This is a genomic window from Mesorhizobium sp. M0189 (genome assembly GCF_040322135.1).
Lineage (GTDB): Bacteria > Pseudomonadota > Alphaproteobacteria > Rhizobiales > Rhizobiaceae > Mesorhizobium.
The window spans coordinates 265,891-282,569 of the sequence record NZ_JAMYSW010000002.1; the positions used below are offsets into that span (position 1 = coordinate 265,891).

Below are 16,679 nucleotides of genomic sequence, written 5' to 3' on the forward strand. Positions count from 1 at the left end.
CGATTCAGAGAGGTCTGACTTGTATATGCATGTATGTATTTAGCCTTGACATCCGCTGTTGCTGACGTTGAAGTGTCGTCGCACTTCGGTTGAACTGACGCTAAGATGCCGAGGCACGGTGCCGCAAGAGCAGAAGCCCGCATTCTCACCAGGCCGGATGTTTGGTTCAAAAAAAGCGGCCTGATCATCAAGGGGAACAAGACGATGCGTAACCTAGCAGGACAATTTCGGGCACTCGTTATGGCTGCTGCCGTCGGGTTCGCCCCGGCGGCCTACGCGGCCGATACAACCATTCCGGCGACGCCTGAGGCAGGAACATTCAAGATCGGCATCGAGCCATGGCTTGGCTATGGCCAGTGGCATGTCGCCGAAGCCAAGGGACTGTTCAAGGCAAGCGGGCTGTCCGACGTTCAGATCGTGAACTTCGCCGAGGACAAGGACATCAACGCCGCCTTGGCCAGCGGCCAGCTCGATGCCGCCAATATCGCGACCCACACGGCCATGGGCATGGTTGCGGCCGGCCTGCCGGTGAAGATCGTGCTTCTGCTCGACGTCAGCATGACGGCTGATGCCATGATCGCCGGCAAGGACATCGCCTCCGTCGCTGACCTCAAGGGAAAGCAGGTCGCTTTCGAGGAAGGCACGACGAGCGACATCCTGCTCAAATACGCGCTGGCCAAGAACGGCATGTCCATCGCCGATGTCCAGCCGGTTCCGATGCCGGCGGCGGATGCCGGCAGTGCGTTGATCGCTGGCCAGGTGCCGGTCGCGGTTACCTATGAGCCCTATCTCACCGCGGCCAGGGCGCAGAACAAGGATGTCAAGCTGCTCTTCACCGCGGGCGAAGATCCCGGCCTGATCAGCGACGTGTTCGTGGTGCGCGATGAGGTGATCAAGTCGCGTCCCGGCCAGGTGCTTGCCATGATCAAGACCTGGGATGCGGCCCTGAAGGCCTACAACGCCGACACGCCCGACGGCCGGGCGATCATCTCCAAGGCGGTCGGTTCGAGCGTCGAAGACCTCAACACCGCCTTTGATGGCGTGCGTTACTATACTCTCGCCGAAAACAAGGATGCGCTGACGGGCGAATTTTCCACCAAGACATTCGCCGATGTCGAGGCGGCCGCCAAGAACGCCGGGCTGCTTCAGGCGGACGTGACGCCGGAGCAGATGATCGACCCGTCATTCGTCAAGGCCGCGAAATGACGAGGGCCGGCTCGCGGTGGTGACGCAAATGTCCGAGCAGCGTGCGACCAAGCCAAGCCCGTCTCACGCAGCACCGGTGCCGGTGACCAAACAGCCGATGCGCCGTCGCCGATCCTCCGGGATCGGCGCGCCTATCGCACGCTCGCGCTTCCTGATGATAGCGGTGGCCGTCTTTGCCGGCCTCGGCCTCGCCTGGTGGGCGGCAACGGGGCTTGGGCTGGTAAAGCCGATTTTCCTGCCCTCGCCGGGAAGCGTGGTGACCCAACTCGGCAAGCTCGCGGGTGACGGCACGCTGTGGCTGGATCTCAGGACCTCGATATACCGTATTTCCATTGGCTTCCTCATCGCCTCGGCCCTGGCGATTCCGATTGGCGTGCTGATCGGCAGCTTCCGGACCTGGGAAGCGGCGATCGACCCGCTTGTGGATTTCATCCGCTACATGCCGGTGGTCGCGTTCGTGCCCCTCTCCATCCTGTGGTCCGGGACGGGCGATGCGCAGAAGTTCCTGATCATCTTCATCGGCACCTTCTTCCAGCAGGTGCTGATGATCATGGACAATGTGAAGCGGGTTCCCGCTGATTTCATTGGCCTTGGCAGGACGCTCGGCCTGCCGGATCGCAAGATCCTGACGCGCATCGTGGTTCCCAGCGCCTTGCCAGGCATCTGGGATACGCTGCGCATCAGTCTCGGCTGGGCATGGACCTGGCTGGTGTTGGCGGAACTTGTCGCGGCGACATCAGGCCTCGGCTACCGCATCACCGTGTCCCAGCGCTATTTCCAGACAAACACCATCATCGGCTACATCCTGCTGCTGGGCGTGCTTGGTCTCATCACCGACCAGGTCATGAAGGCACTGGGAAAAGTGTTGTTCCGGCAGGAGGGCCACGTGCAATGAGGCCGGGCCGATGAGTTTGCCCAAATTGGGGATCAAAGGTCTCCACAAGAGCTTCGGCACGGGCGCGCGGCGCACGGAAGTGTTGCGCGATATCAATCTCGATCTTGCCGACAACGAGTTCGTCTCGCTGGTAGGCACGTCGGGTTGCGGCAAGAGCACGCTGCTGTCGATCGTTGCCGGACTGCAGGATTTCGACGCAGGAGATCTTGCCATCGATGGCTCGCCGATCCTGCAGCCGGGTCTCGACCGCGGCGTCGTCTTCCAGTCCTACACCCTGCTTCCCTGGCTGACGGCGCAGCAGAATATCGAGTTCGCGCTCAAGGCCGCGGGTCATGATCGCGCGACCTGCCGCAGGATAGCACGCGAGCATCTCGATCTGGTCAAGCTCCCGCACAGCGCCAATCGCTACCCGTCTGAGCTTTCGGGCGGCATGAAGCAACGTGTGGCTATAGCGCGTGCTCTTTCCTATCGACCCAAAATGCTTCTGATGGACGAGCCCTTTGGCGCGCTCGATGCCTTGACCAGGCATCAGATGCAGGAACTCCTGACGCAGATCTGGGAGGAGCACAGGCTCACCGTGCTCTTCGTCACCCATGATGTGGAAGAGGCGGTCTACCTGTCGGACCGCATCGTTGTGATGGGGATCGGCCCGGGACGCATCATGCAGACCTTCAATGTCGACATCGAGCGCCCGCGCCGGGAAGAGGTCATGGAAACCCCGGCCTTCATGGATTTGCAGCGCAGCGTGCACAAAGCGATCCGCGAGGCTTCAAAACGTCCCGAAATGGTTTAGGCGGGTCACTCATGCGTGTCAGGTCCAAGAGCAGCGCAACGAACGCGGCTGGGCGCGGGGACCGTCTCGGAAGACGGAGTTTCAGCCGGATAACGCCTGATGCCGCTACGGATTGCCGATCACAAGCCGGTCCACAGGTTCATTCGCGGCCGTCTGAAGGGTAGCAGGAGCTTCGCCCGATCAACGCGTTCTTGAAACTCGTGTTCGAGCTTGTGACTCGGGCGCCCGTCAAGCGCCCAATCTCAATATCGCACCGTCGCGATTCCTGACCCGGAAGCGGCCATTGGCGTCCCGCGCCTCAACCGTCGAAAAAAATTTGCAGGACAATGTCGATTTCCTAAACTCCGTTCGTCGTTCCGATGCCGGCCTATGAGGCCGGCTCAAACAAGGAGACAGACGATGCGTGTGATGGTGCTCGTGAAGGCTACCGAGGACAGCGAAAAGGGCTTTCTCCCCACGCCCGAGGCTAAGGAGGCGATGGAGGCGATGGGCAGATTTAACGATGAGCTGCGCAATGCCGGCATCTTGCTCGACGCTGACGGCCTCAAGCCCTCCTCGCAGGGCAAGCGCGTTGCGTTTGATGGTTCCCGCCGCACCGTCATCGACGGGCCTTTCGCCGAGACCCGCGAGCTGGTCGCCGGCTTTTGGCTTTGGGAAGTCAAGGATATGGACGAGGCGGTCGCCTGGGTGAAGCGCTGCCCCAATCCCATGCCGGGACCGAGCGAGATCGAAATCCGGCCGCTGTACGAAATGGCTGATTGGCAATGAAAATCTGATGCCGGAGGTCACGGAAATCCATGACCGAACGCGCGAGAAGCTCAGCGGCAACCGAGACTGTCGGCCGCAATCTGCTTGCCTCCGTTATGGCTTTGGCCGACAAGACAGCATGACTGCAGGCGAGACGCACCAGGTGATCGAAGCGATTTTTCGCATTGAACGGGCCCGGCTCATCGCGGGTCTGGTCCGCCTCGTGCGCAATGTCGACCTTGCAGAGGAACTGGTGCAAGACGCCCTGGTCATAGCCCTGTCCGAATGGTCCAGGGCCGGCGTGCCGGCCAATTCCGGCGCTTGGCTGATGACGGTCGCCAAACGCCGCGCCATCGACGCGATCCGTCGCGACAAGATGCGCGGGCGCAAGCATGAGGAGATCGCGCGGGAGCTTGACGGCGAGTGCAACGGCGCGGCCGAGGTGATCGAAATGGCCATCAACGACGATCTTGGCGACGAGCTGCTGGGCCTCATCTTCACAGCCTGCCACCCCGTACTTTCGGCCGACGCCCGCGCGGCGCTCACGCTGCGTGTCATCGGCGGTCTGACGACGGACGAGATCGCCCGTGCTTTCCTGTCGAGCGAGGTGACGATCGCCCAGCGCATCGTCCGCGCAAAGAAGACGATCGGAAAGGCCGGGCTCAGCTTTGAGGTGCCGCGCGGTGCCGAGCGTGCGGCCCGTCTGTCCTCGGTGCTGGAGGTCATCTATCTCATCTTCAATGAAGGCTATGCTGCCACGGCCGGCGACGACCTTGTCCGGCCGGGCCTGTGCCTGGAGGCACAACGGCTGGGCCGTATGCTGGCGGGGCTGATGCCCGAGGATGCCGAAGTGTTCGGCCTGCTGGCTCTGATGGAAATCCAGGCATCGCGCCTGCCCGCACGCATCGGGCCGGACGGCGCCCTCTTGACCCTGACCGAGCAAAACCGCGCACGCTGGGACCAACTGCTGATCCGCCGAGGCCTTGACGCGCTGGCCCGCGCCGAAGCTCTCGGGGGCGATGGCCCCTATGCGTTACAAGCCGCGCTTGCAGCCTGCCATGCGCGGGCGCGCAGTCCGGCCGATACCGATTGGCCCCGCATCGCAGCGCTCTACGGCCGGCTGCGAGCAGTGATGCCCTCGCCGGTGGTCGATCTCAATCGAGCGGTCGCCCACAGCATGGCCTTCGGGCCTGAGGCGGGCCTGCGGCTGGTAGACGAGATTGCCGGCGCCGCCGCCCTGCGCAACTATGCGCCATTGCCGGCAGCGAGGGGCGACTTTCTGTTTCGGGCCGGCCGGCTGGCAGAGGCCCGCGCCGAATTCGAGGCGGCGGCCAAGCTCACCCGCAACGCGCGGGAAGCGGCCTTTCTCCTCGCCCGCGCCGACGCTTGTGGTTGAAGCATCGCCCTCGGTGCCTGAAACGCCGCTCGGCAAGGCCGAAAGCCGCCTTCAATGAGCGAGATCAACCCGCAACGCGAAAGGGATTAACGATGCGCAAGCCATCGTCGAGCGCCATTCCGTGCTGCATATCCTCTGACAAAAGTGTATCGCAGCCAGCGTGAATCGCCGCGGACGCGATCATCGCGTCATAGGTAGAAAGGCTGTACCGCTCGGCGAGCCTCAATCCTGTTTCGTGGGTCTCGAGCGTGAGCGGATGAACCGTCAACAGGCCGCGCAGCATGGTCAGCAGCGCATGCGTGTCGGTCCATGACATTTGCATCCTCCGACGCGCGACGTTGGCGAGTTCGTTGAGAACCTGCACGCTGATCGCCCCGCCAGCAGCGATGGCCGCCTCGGCCCGATCAGCCTTCGCCGTATCGCTTGACGCGATATAAAGTAGGACATTGGTATCAAAAAAACTAACGGGCATTCGCCTTGTCCCGATCGAATTTGAAGTCAGCGGGGAGCCGACCACGGAAGGCGCGGAGACGCTTCAGCAACTCCTCGCGCCCGGGCTTCCGCGCCACGCCAAGCTGGCGGGCGTCAGCGACATGGATTTCGATCTCATCGCCTTCCCTGAGTTCAAGCGCTTCGACCACAGCGGCGGGAAGGCGGACCGCAAGACTGTTTCCCCATTTGGCGACCTGCATGCCACTTCCTCTCCTAGATATACGCCAGGAGAAATGTATATCCAGAAGTGGTCGAGATCAAGGCAACTCGGGATATATGCATTGAAGGAGGAGCCTTGATCATGCCAGCAACTGCGTCGGCACGCCGAGTATCGGCCCTGCCTCGGCGAGCCGCTGGTCGAGGGTTCGCACCGTGGCGCCATGCTCGGATGCCGTCGCGAGGTGCAGGGCGTCGCCAGCACGAAGCCCGAGCGTATGCTGATCGGCGAATTTCGCGGCGACCCGAAAATGCCCGCCCGTCACCGGCAGCACGGTGAAGCTCTCGGCGACCAGCTTGTTGAACATCGCGAGCGCTGCTGCGCGCTGCTCCAGGTCAATCTGTCCGGTCCGAAGCTTGATCGCCATGGCGGAGGACATCTCGGTGATGGTCCAGTCGCTGATCACAAGTTGCGCTGGGTCCTGCTCCGCCAGCCAGCCCTGAACGCGCGCGGTCATGGCTTCGTTGGATAGCGCTGCTACGATCAGCGAAGTGTCGAGATAAAGCATCAATAGCGATCGCCATCTCGCATCGATCGCACCAGATCGGCGGCGGCCTGAGCCTGCAGAGGCATGGTTGCGGTCAGGGATTGGAGCAGGACGGCGTCGATCCGCCTGCGGGGGCGGGCCACGGCCGTGAGTCGGGCGACCGGCTTGCCACGCCGGGTGATGTCGATCGAGTCTCCAGCCTCGACCCGGTCGACGAGCTCGCTCAGATGTGCCTTGGCGTCCGCCAGATTGACCACGTCCATGTCACGCTCCTGACCATGTAGATGGTCATATAGCGCATCACGCTTGACGATTCCAGCGCAGAGTACGGCGAATGAGCAACTGGCTGCGTGAGCGAAGCAGGTGATCGCTCCTGCAACGAGAATTATGCCGCTTTCCGCTTGACTAATACATATCCCAATGGTTATACATCGATCAATAGCCGAAGGGTTATCGATCCCAATGCCAAACGCTCACGATGTACTCTTCAGAACGCTTGCCGATCCGACTCGGCGCGCTATTTTTGAGCGACTGTGTCGCGAAGGAGAGCAGACGGTCGGGGCTCTGACGGCTCAGGCCGGGATCTCGCAACCGGCCGTGTCGAAGCATCTCGGGGTTTTGAGGCAGGCGGGGCTGGTGCGCGACCGCCATGCAGGACGACAGACCCACTATAGCGCGCAGCTTGCTGCGCTTGCCCCCCTGATCGACTGGACAAGCCAGATGACCGGGTTCTGGCAGAGCCGGTTCGACGACCTCGAAGACCTGCTCAAAAGGATGGACCAGTGAACCGAACGTCGACCGAAACACTCTCCGTCGTTGTCGAACGGGAGATCGCTTATCCGCCCGAGAAGATCTGGCGCGCGCTCACGCAACCACACTTGATCGAGGAGTGGCTCATGAAAAACGACTTCAAGCCTGTCGCGGACCACCGTTTTAATCTTCACGCAGCCTGGGGCTCCGTCGAATGTCAGGTCCAGACGGTCGAGCCGAACAGAACGCTGACTTACACGTGGGATACCAAGGATCTCAAGAGTGTCGTCTCCTGGACCCTCATCCCCACGAGTACCGGGGTCCGCTTGCGCATGGAGCAGTCGGGCTTCCGGCCGGATCAGCAGCCTTACTTCCGGGGTGCCAAAGTCGGCTGGCCGAGGTTCTTTGACGATCTGGAGCAGGTTCTGGCGCGGACGGACTGAGGTCCGCGGGCGCTATTCAAGCACGGGCTCTGTTACAGAGCGGCAGATGGCGGGGCGATAATGGAGGCAAGCCAATGAAGATCAAGTTGACCAAAGTATACGTGGATGACCAGGAAAAGGCTCTGGGCTTTTACACCGAAACGCTCGGCTTTACGAAGAAGGCCGATTTCAGCAATGGGCCGTTTCGCTGGCTGACCGTCGCATCACCCGACGAGCCGGACGGTGCCGAGCTGCAACTCGCGCTCAATGACAACCCGGCCGCAAAGACCTACCAGAAAGCCATGTTCCAGCAGGGCCAGCCCGCGGTCATGTTCTTCAGCGACAACATCAAGAGCGACTACGAGCGTATCAAAGCGCGCGGCGCCGAATTCACCATGCCGCCGACCGAAGTAACCGGCTCGACCATCGCCCAGCTGAACGACGGCTGCGGCAATGTCGTTCAAATCACCCAGCTGGCGCGCTGGTAAGGCACGCGTTCAGTGGCGTGGCTGCCCGGCGGGAGTCGCCAAACGGGCCGCCGATCCGCTTCGGTTCGTCTTCAGAGGAGGTCTCAATGGATTGGAACAAATGGGTTCGGCAGATCCACCGCTGGCTGTCGATTATCTTTGCGGCGGTCGTCGCCGCTATCTTCATCAGCCTGGGAGCAGGCAAGGAACCCGCCTACTGGGTATACCTTTTGCCGCTGTTTCCGCTCGGCTTGCTCCTGCTTACCGGTCTGTACATGTTCGTGCTGCCTTACGCTCCCAAGTGGCGCAACGCAGGGGGCACCGGCGCATTGGAGTGAACGCATGGCCAACAAGACGTCCATCAGGTCATTGGCGGTCGCGAAGAAGCCCGCCGCCAACCCTGCCGCTGCCAAGCCGGTCCTCCTCGCAGGCGGCAACCCGCAGATAGCGAAGGCCGATGGCGACGCCCCTGTGCAAGCCTACATCGCGGCCATGCCGGGCTGGAAACGCGACGTCGGGCGCCGCCTCGACGCGCTCATCGTGCGCAGCGTGCCCAACGTGCGCAAGGCCGTCAAATGGAACTCGCCCTTCTATGGCGTAGAGGGTCAAGGCTGGTTCCTCAACTTCCATTGCTTCACAAAGTACATCAAGCTGGCTTTCTTCCGCGGCGCGTCGCTGCATCCTGTCCCTCCAGGCGAGTCCAAGCACAAGGACGTGCGCTACCTCGATATCCGCCAGGACGACCAGCTGGACGAAACTCAACTGGCCGCCTGGGTGAAGCAAGCCAGCCAATTGCCGGGCGAGCGAATGTGAGTGGGAATGCCAGTCATTCCCGCAAACCAGGTGCCGACTAGCGGTATTCATGTGACGGGCGAGCGGCAACAACCCTAGGGAAAGCGACAATGACGATGAAGAGTGGCTCGATGGAAGGAAATGCAGGCAACTCTCCCTCTCAGCTGATAGATGCGAGGATCAGCGAGCTGGGCGATTGGCGAGGCCAGACGCTTTCGCATGTCCGCGCTCTCGTCAAGCAGGCCGACCCGGAAGTGGTCGAGGAGTGGAAGTGGCGAGGCGTTCCGGTGTGGTCGCACGCCGGAATAATCTGCACTGGCGAGACCTACAAGAACGTCGTGAAAGTGACCTTCGCAAAGGGCGCCTCGCTGCAGGACCCTTCAGGCCTGTTCAACTCCAGCCTCGAAGGCAACACCAGGCGCGCCATCGATATCCGTGAGGGCGAGGCTATAAATGAGAATGCGTTCAAGGCGCTGATACGCGCTGCTGCCGCCCTGAACGCTGCCCGATAGTCAGCTCCGGCCGATATGGTCGGCTAGCGGGCCGAGAGCGGCGAGCAAAGCTTCGCCGGTGGTCTGCGTTGCATTCTCGTGCGGCGCGCGCAGGTTCAGCCACCGCCTGTCGCCCGATCGTGCTGACAGGACCGCCTTCATCGCAGCGATGAGGCCGGCATCCTGGATGATTTTGCGGAACGCCTTGATGCCGGCCTCCGCGTCAGTAATGTCCTCTCCCGCCAGCGTTGCGTCATAGAGGGCCCGGATCGCTGCCGCATTCAGATTGACCGTCGCCGAGATGCACCCCGCAGCACCGTTGGCGAGGCCTTTCGTCAGCTGTGCTTCCGAGCTCGGAAACACCGCGACCTTTGGGGCTGCCGCAATGACCGCCGCGGTGTTGTTCCAGTCACCGGCACTGTCCTTGTAGGCCACCACGACATCGGGAAACGCTTCGCTCAGCCGGGCGGTCAGCGCCGGGCTCACCGGTACGCCGGAATTCTGCGGGATGTGGTAGAGGATCATCCTCATCGCCGGGTTCGCCACCCGTTCGATCAGCTCGCTGTAGTAGCGGGCCTGTCCGTTGTCGCCGGCGGCCGTATAGAAGAACGACGGCAGCACCATCACCCCGGCACAGCCGAGACCGACCGCATGCGCCGTCAGCTCGACGGTTTCGGCAAGTGCTGTGACACCGGTGCCGGGCATCAGATGGCTTGGCGAAATGCCGGCCTCGACCAGCCACTCCAGCGCTTGCATGCGCTCGCGCAACGAGACGGACAACGCCTCGCCCGTGGTACCGAACGGCGACAGGAAATGCGCTCCCTGATCCAGCACCCACTTGGCGTGTGATATCCAGAGGTCGCGGGCAATGCGGCCGTCGTTTTCGAACGGCGTCAGGATCGGTGCGATGGTTCCTTGTGGGCGGATCATGTGCGTCCTTCTACCGGTGAAAATCGGTGCAGTGCTCAACGCCGGCATCAAGAATGTCGAGCAAGCTACATGAAGCAGTGTTGCTGAGTACCGGGCGTTCGACCTCGAAAGCAAGCGGCTCGCGCATAGGCGCGCGATTGTGATCGGGCCGCGGTTCTGAGGCTCTCGAGGTAAATCCTTTTCACGGGACAACATCGCCTGGCCGAAAAGGGGGTGACAAACGAGTTCTGCTGTTTCATCAATGCCGCCTTTTGAGGAGAAGCCCATGCGGAGGATCGGTGTCGGCATCATTGGCTGCGGCAACATTTCAGACGCCTATCTGAAGGCGTCGCCACAATTCCCGGTGCTCGACATTGTCGGCGTCACCGACATCAACCGGACGGCAGCTGAGGCCAAGGCAGCGGCCTACGGCCTGGCTGCCATGCCGATCGAGGCGCTGTTAGCCGATCCCCGCGTCGAGATCGTGCTCAACCTGACCACGCCGCAGCATCACGTGCCGGTCGGTTTGCAGGCTGTCGGGCAAGGCAAGCACGTCTACTCCGAGAAGCCGCTAGCAACGACGCTCAGCGACGCGGAGCGGCTCGTCGCGGCCGCACGCGAAAAGGGCGTGCGTATCGGCTGCGCACCCGACACCTTTCTTGGCGGCTCCCACCAGACGGCGCGGCGGCTGGTCGATGAGGACACCGTTGGAAGCATTGTCGCCGGCTCTGCCTTCATGCAGGTGCCCGGCCACGAGCTCTGGCATCCCAATCCAGATTTCTACTATCAGCCCGGCGGTGGGCCGATGCTCGACATGGGACCTTACTATCTGACCTGCCTGGTCAATCTCCTAGGCCCGGTAAAGTCGGTGACCGGGCAGGCGAAGTCATCCTATGCCACTCGTACCATCGGTTCTGGACCGCGCCAGGGCGAAACCATCCAGGTCGAGGTGCCGACCCATATTTCCGGTCTGCTCGCATTCGAGAATGGCGCGGCGGTGTCGATCACCACCAGCTTCGACGTCTGGAAGCACGATCACAATCACATTGAGCTCTACGGCACCACCGGCTCGATGATCGTCTCCGACCCCAACCAGTTCCAGGGCGACGTCAGGACGAGCCAGCGCAAGGGCGACTGGACGGTGGCCGATCAGATCCATTCCTATGGCGACGGCAATTACCGGGGCCTCGGCCTCGCCGACATGGCGCAGGCGATCGTCTCCGGCAGGCAACAGCGCGCCAGCCTCGATCTTTCCCTCCATGTCCTGGAAATCATGGAATCGATCATCTCTTCAGCAGAGATAGGCCAGCGTATCGACCTGAGATATGGCTGCGCCCGGCCGGCGCCGATGCACGCCGATCTGCCTTTCGGAATTCTGGAATAGGGAATAATGCGATGAGCAAGACGGCACTGATTTTCTGGGGCGGCTGGGAAGGTCACACCCCGGCCCGAAGCGCCGAAATCGTCAAGGAGATGCTGACCGGCAACGGCTTCGACGTGCGGCTGGAGCAGGGGACCTCGGCACTCGCCGATCCGCAACTGGGCAAGCTCGATCTCATTGTCCCGGTGATCACCATGTCGACGATCGAAAAGCCGGAGCTGCAAAACCTGACCAGCGCCGTCGGGGCCGGCACCGGCCTTGCGGGCTTTCACGGCACGATGTGCGACAGCTTCCGCAACGAGCCGGAATACCAGTTCATGACCGGCGGCCAGTGGGTCGCCCATCCCGGCAACATCATCGACTATCACGTCGATATCACCAGGCCAGACGATCCGATTGTGCAAGGCATCGATAGTTTCGCCTACCGTTCTGAGCAGTATTACATGCATGTCGATCCGACCAACGCGGTGCTGGCGACAACGACGTTTACCGGCGAGCATCTCGACTTCATCGCCGGCGTCGTCATGCCGGTCGTCTGGAAGCGCCGCTACGGCAAGGGCCGCGTCTTCTATAGCGCGCTCGGCCACACCGCCGATGAGTTCGCCGTGCCGCAAATGCGCACGATGTTCGAACGCGGCGCGATTTGGGCCAGCCGAAACTCGGACCTTGCGTAGCCGTTCAATCTGAACGCCACGTATCGTTGTAATTTTTCAAAGGGCGGCCGCCCGAAACGCCGACCCAGGCACAGGACTGCAGGCAATTGACTGCCATGGTAGTATTCAATACCACCTGTGGTCTGATCGTGGAATTCCGCAGTTGGAGGTCGAATGGAGCAGACGTGGCGATGGTTTGGTCCGAGCGACGCGGCAACGCTTGCCCATGCCAGGCAGGCCGGCGCGACCGGCATCGTGACGGCACTGCACGACATCCCTTACGGCGAAGTCTGGCCGATCGACGCCATCAGGCAGCGCCAGGCGCTGATAGAGGCGGATCCGGCGATGGGGCTCAAATGGAGCGTCGTCGAGAGCGTCCCCGTGCACGAGGACATCAAGCTCGGCCGCGGCGATCTCGACCGGCTCTACGACAATTTCAGGCAGACCTTGCGCAATCTCGGCGCCTGCGGCGTGCGCACGGTCTGCTACAACTTCATGCTGATCCTCGACTGGACCCGCACAGACCTGGCTGCGCCGCTGCCGGGCGGCGGACGGGCGCTCCGCATGAACATGCACGAGCTTGCCGCATTCGATTGCTACATGCTGCAGCGCAAGGGATCGGAGCGCGACTATGCGTCCGATGTTCTCCAGCGGGCAAGCGAATGGTTCGAGACGACGCCGGACACGGCAAAAGAGCGTCTGCTCGCCAACATCATGGCCGGCCTGCCGGGCGCCTTCAAGCGCTACGACATAGCGGAATTGCGCGAAGTGGTTGCCGAGCAGTCGAGCCTGTCGCACGACCGGCTGCGCGAGAACCTCGTCCGTTTTCTCGAAAACGTGTTGCCGGCCGCCGAAGAGGCGGGCGTCACGCTGGCGATCCACCCGGACGACCCGCCGCGCGATCTCGTCGGCCTGTGCCGGATCGTCAAGAACGCCGACGACATTGCCTTTATCCTGGATGCCGTGCCATCGGCCCATAGCGGCCTTACTTTGTGCACAGGGTCGCTGGGCGCCAATCCGGCCAATGACCTGCCTGCCATCGCCAGGCGCTTTGCGCATAGGGTCAAGTTCGTGCATCTGCGCAATGTCAGCAAGGACCCGGACGGCTCGTTCATGGAATCGGAGCATCTGAGCGGCGATGTCGACATGGTCTCGGTGGTCTCGATCTTGCTCGACGAGCAGCAACGCCGCCGCGACGCCGGCGAACCGGCGGCGCTGCTGCCGTTTCGCCCGGATCATGGCCACGAGCTGATCGATGACGCCGCGCGGCACACCCATCCCGGCTACCCCGTGATCGGCCGTCTTCGCGGCCTTGCCGAACTGAGAGGCGTGATGACGGCGATTGCCCATCAGCGCGGCTACCGGCTGCAATGACGGCGCCCCGCCTGCTTTGTGTCGGCGCGCTCACCTACGACACGATCTTGCGCCTCGATGTCCTGCCCTCCGGCGCCGGCAAGTTCCTGCCAAGCGAGGCCGTGCAGATCGCGGCCGGCATGGCGGCCAGCGCCGCCGCGTCGGCCAGCCGCCAGGGCGGACAGGTCTGGCTATGGGCAAGCGTCGGCGACGATGCCGTCGGCCGCGATGTCATTGGCCAGATGGAGGCGGAGCGGGTCGACTGTTCGCTGGTGCGCAGGGTCGAGGGCGGCCGCTCGGCCATTGCTACGATCCTGGTCGACGCCGCCGGCGAACGTATGATCGTGCCCTTCTACGATGCCGTCACGCAAGCCGATCCGGACCGCCTTCCACCCGCGGATTTTTCCCAGTTCGACGCCGTGCTGGTCGATGTCCGCTGGCCCGGAGCCGCCGCCCTGGCGCTGGCGAAAGCTCGTGAATACGGCATTCCGGCGGTCCTTGACGCAGATGTCGCGTCGCGACCGGTGCTCGACCGGCTGCTGCCGATCGCCTCGCATGTCGTTGCTTCGCTGCCGGCGGCACGCATCCTTTGCGGTCCGGAGATATCCGCCGGTTCTGCCGTTGCTATCCTCGGCGAATGGACCGGCGCCTTCGTGGCCGTCACCGATGGGGCGAACGGCACCGCGTTCCAGCACCCGGGTGGCAATGATGTCCGTCACCTGCCGTCGCCGCGGGTCGAAGCCGTCGACACCCTGGCGGCAGGCGACGTGTTTCACGGCACCTTCGCCCTCGGTCTGGCTGAAGGTTGGGACGAAGAGCGGGCCATAGCAGTGGCCAGCGCCGCCGCCGCCCTGAAATGCCTGCGCTTTGGCGGACGTGTTGGCGCACCGACGCGCGCGGAAACGCTGGCTTTCATGCAAGGATCGGCATGATGCCGGACACGCTTGGGCCGGCTCCGCGGAAAAGAGCGCGTCAAATTGCGCCGATCGACTACCATGGTAATCGATCGGCAACTGTTCTTGGAGGATAAATGGCTGAATTCAGAAAACGCGCACTGGTCACCGGGGCAGCCATGGGCATCGGCCGTGCTGTCGCCGAAAGGCTGGCCGAGCAAGGCGTCGACCTTATCCTGTTCGACCGGGCGGGCGATCAACTGGATGAGGTCGCGGCGCAGCTTTCGGCGCGCGGCGTGACCGTGCGCACCGTGCTTGGCTCAACCGCCGACACAGAAGCCTGCGGCCGCGCCGTCGAGCTTGCCCGGTCCGTGTTCGGCGGGCTCGACATGCTCTCCCACAATGCCGGCATCCAGCGTTACGGAACAGTGGAGACTACGGACGAGGCGCTTTGGGACGAGGTGATGAACGTCAACCTCAAGGCTGCCTACCTGTTGTCGCGTGCGGCGATGCCGCTGCTGCGCCAAAGCCGCGGTGCCATCGTCCATATGAGCTCGGTGCAGGGCCTGGCCAGCCAGGAAGGGGTTCTGGCCTACAGCACGGCCAAGCACGGCCTGATCGGCCTCGTCAAATCGATGGCCGTCGACTACGCGCCCCTCGGCGTGCGCGTCAATGCCGTCGCTCCGGGCGCCGTCGACACGCCGATGCTGCGGGATGCGGTCAAGCTCAACGACAACCCCGACGAGATACTGCGCATCCTCGACAACATGCATCCGCTCGGCCGTACCGCCCAGCCGCAAGAGATTGCCGCAGTCGTTGCCTTCCTGCTGTCCGACGATGCCTCCTTCGTCACTGGCGAGGTCGTGCGCGTCGATGGCGGGCTGCTGGCGCGCATCGGCGGTTCTCCGCGCACGGAGTAACGCCGGGCTGCTGCTTGCGCAGGCATTTCATGAACGGCTTGAAACTGCAGAGCCTTTAAGGGGATTGCCGATGGCAGGGCTTTTGGGAATGCGGACCATCACCGAGGGGCGGTTGGGCGAATCCGGCCCCGGCGCGTCGGTCGCGGCGAGGACGTTCGAGGTTCTGCTCGACCAGATCCTGACCTTCCGCCTGAAGCCGCATGAAGGGATCTCGGAAAAGGCGATGTCGGAAGCCCTTGGGGTGAGCCGCACGCCGGTCAGGGAGGCGCTCGCCCGGCTGGCCGGTCTTGGCCTGATCGACATCTATCCGCAGCGCGGCAGCATGGTGGCGCCGCTCCGTATTGCCAATCTCGAGAAGTCGCAGTTCCTGCGCGAATCGCTCGAAGTCGGCCTGATCAAGCGCGCCGTCGAGAGCCCGCACCGTGCCGACCTGCTTGCCATGCTCAAAGGCGAACTGGCGGTCCAGGAGACGTTCGCCTCCATCGCGGACGACAGGCGCTTCTTCAAGTCGGACGAGCTGTTCCACCAGCATATCGCCAGTCATGCCGGGTTTCCCGGAATCTGGGCCGACATCAGCGCGGCGAAGCTGCACATGGACCGGTTCCGCTTCCTGTCTTTTCCGCGCCTCGACAGCATGTCGGTGGTCCTCGGCCAGCATCGGCGGATTGTCGATGCGCTCGAGCAGGCCGACGCGCTTGCGGCGGAAGAAGCAATGCGAATGCATCTTCGCCACATCTTCGAGGTGCTCGAAATCGTCCAGCAGCGCTATCCCTATTATTTCGAGGCAAACGGCAGCGTGAGCCCGCCGTCAGCCGGCTCAATCCAAGCCTGAGCCTTTCTTGCGCGCTTCCGAAGGCGTCTTGGTCTTGCTGCCGGATTTGTCGGAAGCTGGCTCGGCTTTGCGATTTTGACCCTCGCCGCCTTGCTCCTTGCGGAGCTGCTTTTCCACTGTCGATCGCGATCCTTCGGCAGGGTCCTGTTCAGGATGAGTATCGGTTCCCGCCATGTCAGCTCCTATCCATTCTGATCTATTGCATGCGGCGTGGGCTGAGCTCCGCCACTGGTTCTGTCGCGTCCGATCATCAGCCAGGCGGCGAACAGCACGACCAGTACGACCACGATCCAGGCGACGAGACGAGGCATTGGACCTCACTTCCCCCGCCGCTTGCTGCCGCGCGCCTCTGGATTGGAGCCGGCCCCGACCGTTGGATCGGGCACGACCGGACCGCGTTCGGCCTCGGAACCCTCAGCTTCGATCTCCTGCACGGCCTGATCCCAATGCTCGCGCTCGCGTCCTTGCGGACGGCCTTCGCGCTCCCAGATCTCATTGGCTCGCTGCCTGATACGCTGTTCCCTGTCCATGGCCTTTGCCTCCTCATCACCTAATCCGGCGATCGCTGGTTTGTTCCGCGCTG

24 protein-coding genes are annotated in these 16,679 nt (G+C 62.9%); 17 read left to right on the forward strand and 7 right to left on the reverse strand.

The genetic code is table 11. From position 1 onward, the window contains the following. Window positions 1–204 precede the first annotated feature (204 nt). From NKJ09_RS04085 to NKJ09_RS04105, 5 genes are all read left to right on the forward strand, one after another. Window positions 205–1,206: an ABC transporter substrate-binding protein gene (locus NKJ09_RS04085; RefSeq protein WP_023716550.1), complete on the forward strand. Its 1,002-nt coding sequence runs from the start codon at window positions 205–207 to the stop codon at window positions 1,204–1,206. Between the two features lie 97 nt (window positions 1,207–1,303). Then, window positions 1,304–2,101, forward strand: coding sequence for an ABC transporter permease (locus NKJ09_RS04090; RefSeq protein ID WP_352494025.1), 798 nt, complete (start codon window positions 1,304–1,306; stop codon window positions 2,099–2,101). Window positions 2,102–2,111: 10 nt separating this feature from the next. Beyond that, window positions 2,112–2,894, forward strand: coding sequence for an ABC transporter ATP-binding protein (locus tag NKJ09_RS04095; protein ID WP_352493882.1), 783 nt, complete (start codon window positions 2,112–2,114; stop codon window positions 2,892–2,894). 399 nt (window positions 2,895–3,293) lie between these two features. Beyond that, window positions 3,294–3,662 (forward strand): YciI family protein, encoded by a 369-nt coding sequence (locus tag NKJ09_RS04100; protein WP_352482873.1) that lies wholly within the window; start codon window positions 3,294–3,296, stop codon window positions 3,660–3,662. Window positions 3,663–3,780: 118 nt separating this feature from the next. Then, window positions 3,781–5,037, forward strand: a complete 1,257-nt coding sequence (locus NKJ09_RS04105; RefSeq protein ID WP_352493883.1) for an RNA polymerase sigma factor — start codon at window positions 3,781–3,783, stop codon at window positions 5,035–5,037. A 64-nt stretch (window positions 5,038–5,101) separates the two neighbouring features. Here NKJ09_RS04105 and NKJ09_RS04110 read toward each other — a convergent pair whose 3' ends face one another. The 4 genes from NKJ09_RS04110 to NKJ09_RS04125 form a co-directional block, all read right to left on the reverse strand. Continuing rightward, window positions 5,102–5,509: a PIN domain-containing protein gene (locus NKJ09_RS04110; RefSeq protein WP_352493884.1), complete on the reverse strand. Its 408-nt coding sequence runs from the start codon at window positions 5,507–5,509 to the stop codon at window positions 5,102–5,104. Further along, window positions 5,499–5,729 (reverse strand): AbrB/MazE/SpoVT family DNA-binding domain-containing protein, encoded by a 231-nt coding sequence (locus NKJ09_RS04115; RefSeq protein WP_023716557.1) that lies wholly within the window; start codon window positions 5,727–5,729, stop codon window positions 5,499–5,501. The genes NKJ09_RS04110 and NKJ09_RS04115 overlap by 11 nt, the downstream gene beginning before the upstream one ends. A 99-nt stretch (window positions 5,730–5,828) precedes the next feature. After that, complete coding sequence (locus NKJ09_RS04120) at window positions 5,829–6,254, reverse strand: type II toxin-antitoxin system VapC family toxin (protein ID WP_352482869.1); 426 nt, start codon at window positions 6,252–6,254, stop codon at window positions 5,829–5,831. After that, entirely contained in the window at window positions 6,254–6,496 is a 243-nt protein-coding gene (locus tag NKJ09_RS04125) for a type II toxin-antitoxin system Phd/YefM family antitoxin (protein WP_352493885.1), read from the reverse strand. Before NKJ09_RS04125 ends, NKJ09_RS04120 begins: the two co-directional genes overlap by 1 nt. A 199-nt stretch (window positions 6,497–6,695) precedes the next feature. Between NKJ09_RS04125 and NKJ09_RS04130 the strand changes: the two genes are divergently transcribed. The 6 genes from NKJ09_RS04130 (at window position 6,696) to NKJ09_RS04155 (ending at window position 9,176) form a co-directional block, all read left to right on the forward strand. Further along, window positions 6,696–7,019 (forward strand): ArsR/SmtB family transcription factor, encoded by a 324-nt coding sequence (locus NKJ09_RS04130; protein WP_023716560.1) that lies wholly within the window; start codon window positions 6,696–6,698, stop codon window positions 7,017–7,019. Further along, window positions 7,016–7,426, forward strand: coding sequence for an SRPBCC family protein (locus tag NKJ09_RS04135; protein ID WP_352493886.1), 411 nt, complete (start codon window positions 7,016–7,018; stop codon window positions 7,424–7,426). The genes NKJ09_RS04130 and NKJ09_RS04135 overlap by 4 nt, the downstream gene beginning before the upstream one ends. A gap of 74 nt (window positions 7,427–7,500) precedes the next feature. After that, complete coding sequence (locus tag NKJ09_RS04140; RefSeq protein ID WP_352482865.1) at window positions 7,501–7,893, forward strand: VOC family protein; 393 nt, start codon at window positions 7,501–7,503, stop codon at window positions 7,891–7,893. Between the two features lie 86 nt (window positions 7,894–7,979). After that, a complete protein-coding gene (locus NKJ09_RS04145) occupies window positions 7,980–8,210 on the forward strand; it encodes a hypothetical protein (RefSeq protein ID WP_023716563.1) in 231 nt (76 codons plus the stop codon). 4 nt (window positions 8,211–8,214) lie between these two features. Next, a complete protein-coding gene (locus NKJ09_RS04150) occupies window positions 8,215–8,685 on the forward strand; it encodes a DUF1801 domain-containing protein (RefSeq protein WP_023716564.1) in 471 nt (156 codons plus the stop codon). Between the two features lie 89 nt (window positions 8,686–8,774). After that, complete coding sequence (locus NKJ09_RS04155; protein ID WP_352482862.1) at window positions 8,775–9,176, forward strand: DUF1801 domain-containing protein; 402 nt, start codon at window positions 8,775–8,777, stop codon at window positions 9,174–9,176. Here NKJ09_RS04155 and NKJ09_RS04160 read toward each other — a convergent pair whose 3' ends face one another. Next, window positions 9,177–10,085, reverse strand: coding sequence for a dihydrodipicolinate synthase family protein (locus NKJ09_RS04160; RefSeq protein WP_352493887.1), 909 nt, complete (start codon window positions 10,083–10,085; stop codon window positions 9,177–9,179). Window positions 10,086–10,350: 265 nt separating this feature from the next. Here NKJ09_RS04160 and NKJ09_RS04165 point away from each other — a divergent pair, with 265 nt between their 5' ends. The 6 genes from NKJ09_RS04165 to NKJ09_RS04190 all read left to right on the forward strand — a co-directional run bounded on the left by NKJ09_RS04165 (window position 10,351) and on the right by NKJ09_RS04190 (window position 16,096). After that, window positions 10,351–11,448 (forward strand): Gfo/Idh/MocA family protein, encoded by a 1,098-nt coding sequence (locus NKJ09_RS04165; RefSeq protein WP_352493888.1) that lies wholly within the window; start codon window positions 10,351–10,353, stop codon window positions 11,446–11,448. Between the two features lie 11 nt (window positions 11,449–11,459). Next, window positions 11,460–12,119 (forward strand): ThuA domain-containing protein, encoded by a 660-nt coding sequence (locus NKJ09_RS04170; protein WP_352493889.1) that lies wholly within the window; start codon window positions 11,460–11,462, stop codon window positions 12,117–12,119. A gap of 153 nt (window positions 12,120–12,272) precedes the next feature. Continuing rightward, window positions 12,273–13,472: a mannonate dehydratase gene (gene uxuA, locus NKJ09_RS04175; protein ID WP_352515646.1), complete on the forward strand. Its 1,200-nt coding sequence runs from the start codon at window positions 12,273–12,275 to the stop codon at window positions 13,470–13,472. Next, window positions 13,469–14,383 (forward strand): PfkB family carbohydrate kinase, encoded by a 915-nt coding sequence (locus NKJ09_RS04180; RefSeq protein WP_352493891.1) that lies wholly within the window; start codon window positions 13,469–13,471, stop codon window positions 14,381–14,383. Before uxuA ends, NKJ09_RS04180 begins: the two co-directional genes overlap by 4 nt. A 98-nt stretch (window positions 14,384–14,481) precedes the next feature. Then, on the forward strand, window positions 14,482–15,264 hold the full coding sequence (locus NKJ09_RS04185; RefSeq protein WP_352493892.1) for an SDR family NAD(P)-dependent oxidoreductase: 783 nt from the start codon (window positions 14,482–14,484) through the stop codon (window positions 15,262–15,264). A 70-nt stretch (window positions 15,265–15,334) separates the two neighbouring features. After that, window positions 15,335–16,096: a GntR family transcriptional regulator gene (locus NKJ09_RS04190; protein ID WP_352493893.1), complete on the forward strand. Its 762-nt coding sequence runs from the start codon at window positions 15,335–15,337 to the stop codon at window positions 16,094–16,096. 182 nt (window positions 16,097–16,278) lie between these two features. On the opposite strand, the gene NKJ09_RS04195 is transcribed toward NKJ09_RS04190, so the two are convergent. Both NKJ09_RS04195 and NKJ09_RS04200 read right to left on the reverse strand, forming a co-directional pair. Next, complete coding sequence (locus NKJ09_RS04195; RefSeq protein WP_280940403.1) at window positions 16,279–16,407, reverse strand: hypothetical protein; 129 nt, start codon at window positions 16,405–16,407, stop codon at window positions 16,279–16,281. A gap of 6 nt (window positions 16,408–16,413) precedes the next feature. Next, complete coding sequence (locus NKJ09_RS04200) at window positions 16,414–16,626, reverse strand: DUF2934 domain-containing protein (RefSeq protein WP_352493894.1); 213 nt, start codon at window positions 16,624–16,626, stop codon at window positions 16,414–16,416. Window positions 16,627–16,679 lie beyond the last annotated feature (53 nt).

Excerpts from the sequence above, each read along its gene's own strand:
- NKJ09_RS04120 (WP_352482869.1), bottom strand. The coding sequence starts at position 6,254 with ATGCTTTATCTCGACACTTCGCTGATCGTAGCAGCGCTATCCAACGAA.
- NKJ09_RS04125 (WP_352493885.1), bottom strand. The coding sequence starts at position 6,496 with ATGGACGTGGTCAATCTGGCGGACGCCAAGGCACATCTGAGCGAGCTC.
- NKJ09_RS04195 (WP_280940403.1), bottom strand. The coding sequence starts at position 16,407 with ATGCCTCGTCTCGTCGCCTGGATCGTGGTCGTACTGGTCGTGCTGTTC.
- NKJ09_RS04190 (WP_352493893.1), top strand. The coding sequence starts at position 15,335 with ATGGCAGGGCTTTTGGGAATGCGGACCATCACCGAGGGGCGGTTGGGC.
- NKJ09_RS04145 (WP_023716563.1), top strand. The coding sequence starts at position 7,980 with ATGGATTGGAACAAATGGGTTCGGCAGATCCACCGCTGGCTGTCGATT.
- NKJ09_RS04105 (WP_352493883.1), top strand. The coding sequence starts at position 3,781 with ATGACTGCAGGCGAGACGCACCAGGTGATCGAAGCGATTTTTCGCATT.
- NKJ09_RS04150 (WP_023716564.1), top strand. The coding sequence starts at position 8,215 with ATGGCCAACAAGACGTCCATCAGGTCATTGGCGGTCGCGAAGAAGCCC.
- NKJ09_RS04090 (WP_352494025.1), top strand. The coding sequence starts at position 1,304 with ATGCGCCGTCGCCGATCCTCCGGGATCGGCGCGCCTATCGCACGCTCG.
- NKJ09_RS04185 (WP_352493892.1), top strand. The coding sequence starts at position 14,482 with ATGGCTGAATTCAGAAAACGCGCACTGGTCACCGGGGCAGCCATGGGC.
- NKJ09_RS04180 (WP_352493891.1), top strand. The coding sequence starts at position 13,469 with ATGACGGCGCCCCGCCTGCTTTGTGTCGGCGCGCTCACCTACGACACG.
- NKJ09_RS04085 (WP_023716550.1), top strand. The coding sequence starts at position 205 with ATGCGTAACCTAGCAGGACAATTTCGGGCACTCGTTATGGCTGCTGCC.
- NKJ09_RS04170 (WP_352493889.1), top strand. The coding sequence starts at position 11,460 with ATGAGCAAGACGGCACTGATTTTCTGGGGCGGCTGGGAAGGTCACACC.
- NKJ09_RS04140 (WP_352482865.1), top strand. The coding sequence starts at position 7,501 with ATGAAGATCAAGTTGACCAAAGTATACGTGGATGACCAGGAAAAGGCT.
- NKJ09_RS04160 (WP_352493887.1), bottom strand. The coding sequence starts at position 10,085 with ATGATCCGCCCACAAGGAACCATCGCACCGATCCTGACGCCGTTCGAA.
- NKJ09_RS04110 (WP_352493884.1), bottom strand. The coding sequence starts at position 5,509 with ATGCCCGTTAGTTTTTTTGATACCAATGTCCTACTTTATATCGCGTCA.
- NKJ09_RS04100 (WP_352482873.1), top strand. The coding sequence starts at position 3,294 with ATGCGTGTGATGGTGCTCGTGAAGGCTACCGAGGACAGCGAAAAGGGC.
- NKJ09_RS04165 (WP_352493888.1), top strand. The coding sequence starts at position 10,351 with ATGCGGAGGATCGGTGTCGGCATCATTGGCTGCGGCAACATTTCAGAC.
- NKJ09_RS04095 (WP_352493882.1), top strand. The coding sequence starts at position 2,112 with ATGAGTTTGCCCAAATTGGGGATCAAAGGTCTCCACAAGAGCTTCGGC.
- NKJ09_RS04155 (WP_352482862.1), top strand. The coding sequence starts at position 8,775 with ATGACGATGAAGAGTGGCTCGATGGAAGGAAATGCAGGCAACTCTCCC.
- NKJ09_RS04115 (WP_023716557.1), bottom strand. The coding sequence starts at position 5,729 with ATGCAGGTCGCCAAATGGGGAAACAGTCTTGCGGTCCGCCTTCCCGCC.
- NKJ09_RS04130 (WP_023716560.1), top strand. The coding sequence starts at position 6,696 with ATGCCAAACGCTCACGATGTACTCTTCAGAACGCTTGCCGATCCGACT.
- uxuA (WP_352515646.1), top strand. The coding sequence starts at position 12,273 with ATGGAGCAGACGTGGCGATGGTTTGGTCCGAGCGACGCGGCAACGCTT.
- NKJ09_RS04200 (WP_352493894.1), bottom strand. The coding sequence starts at position 16,626 with ATGGACAGGGAACAGCGTATCAGGCAGCGAGCCAATGAGATCTGGGAG.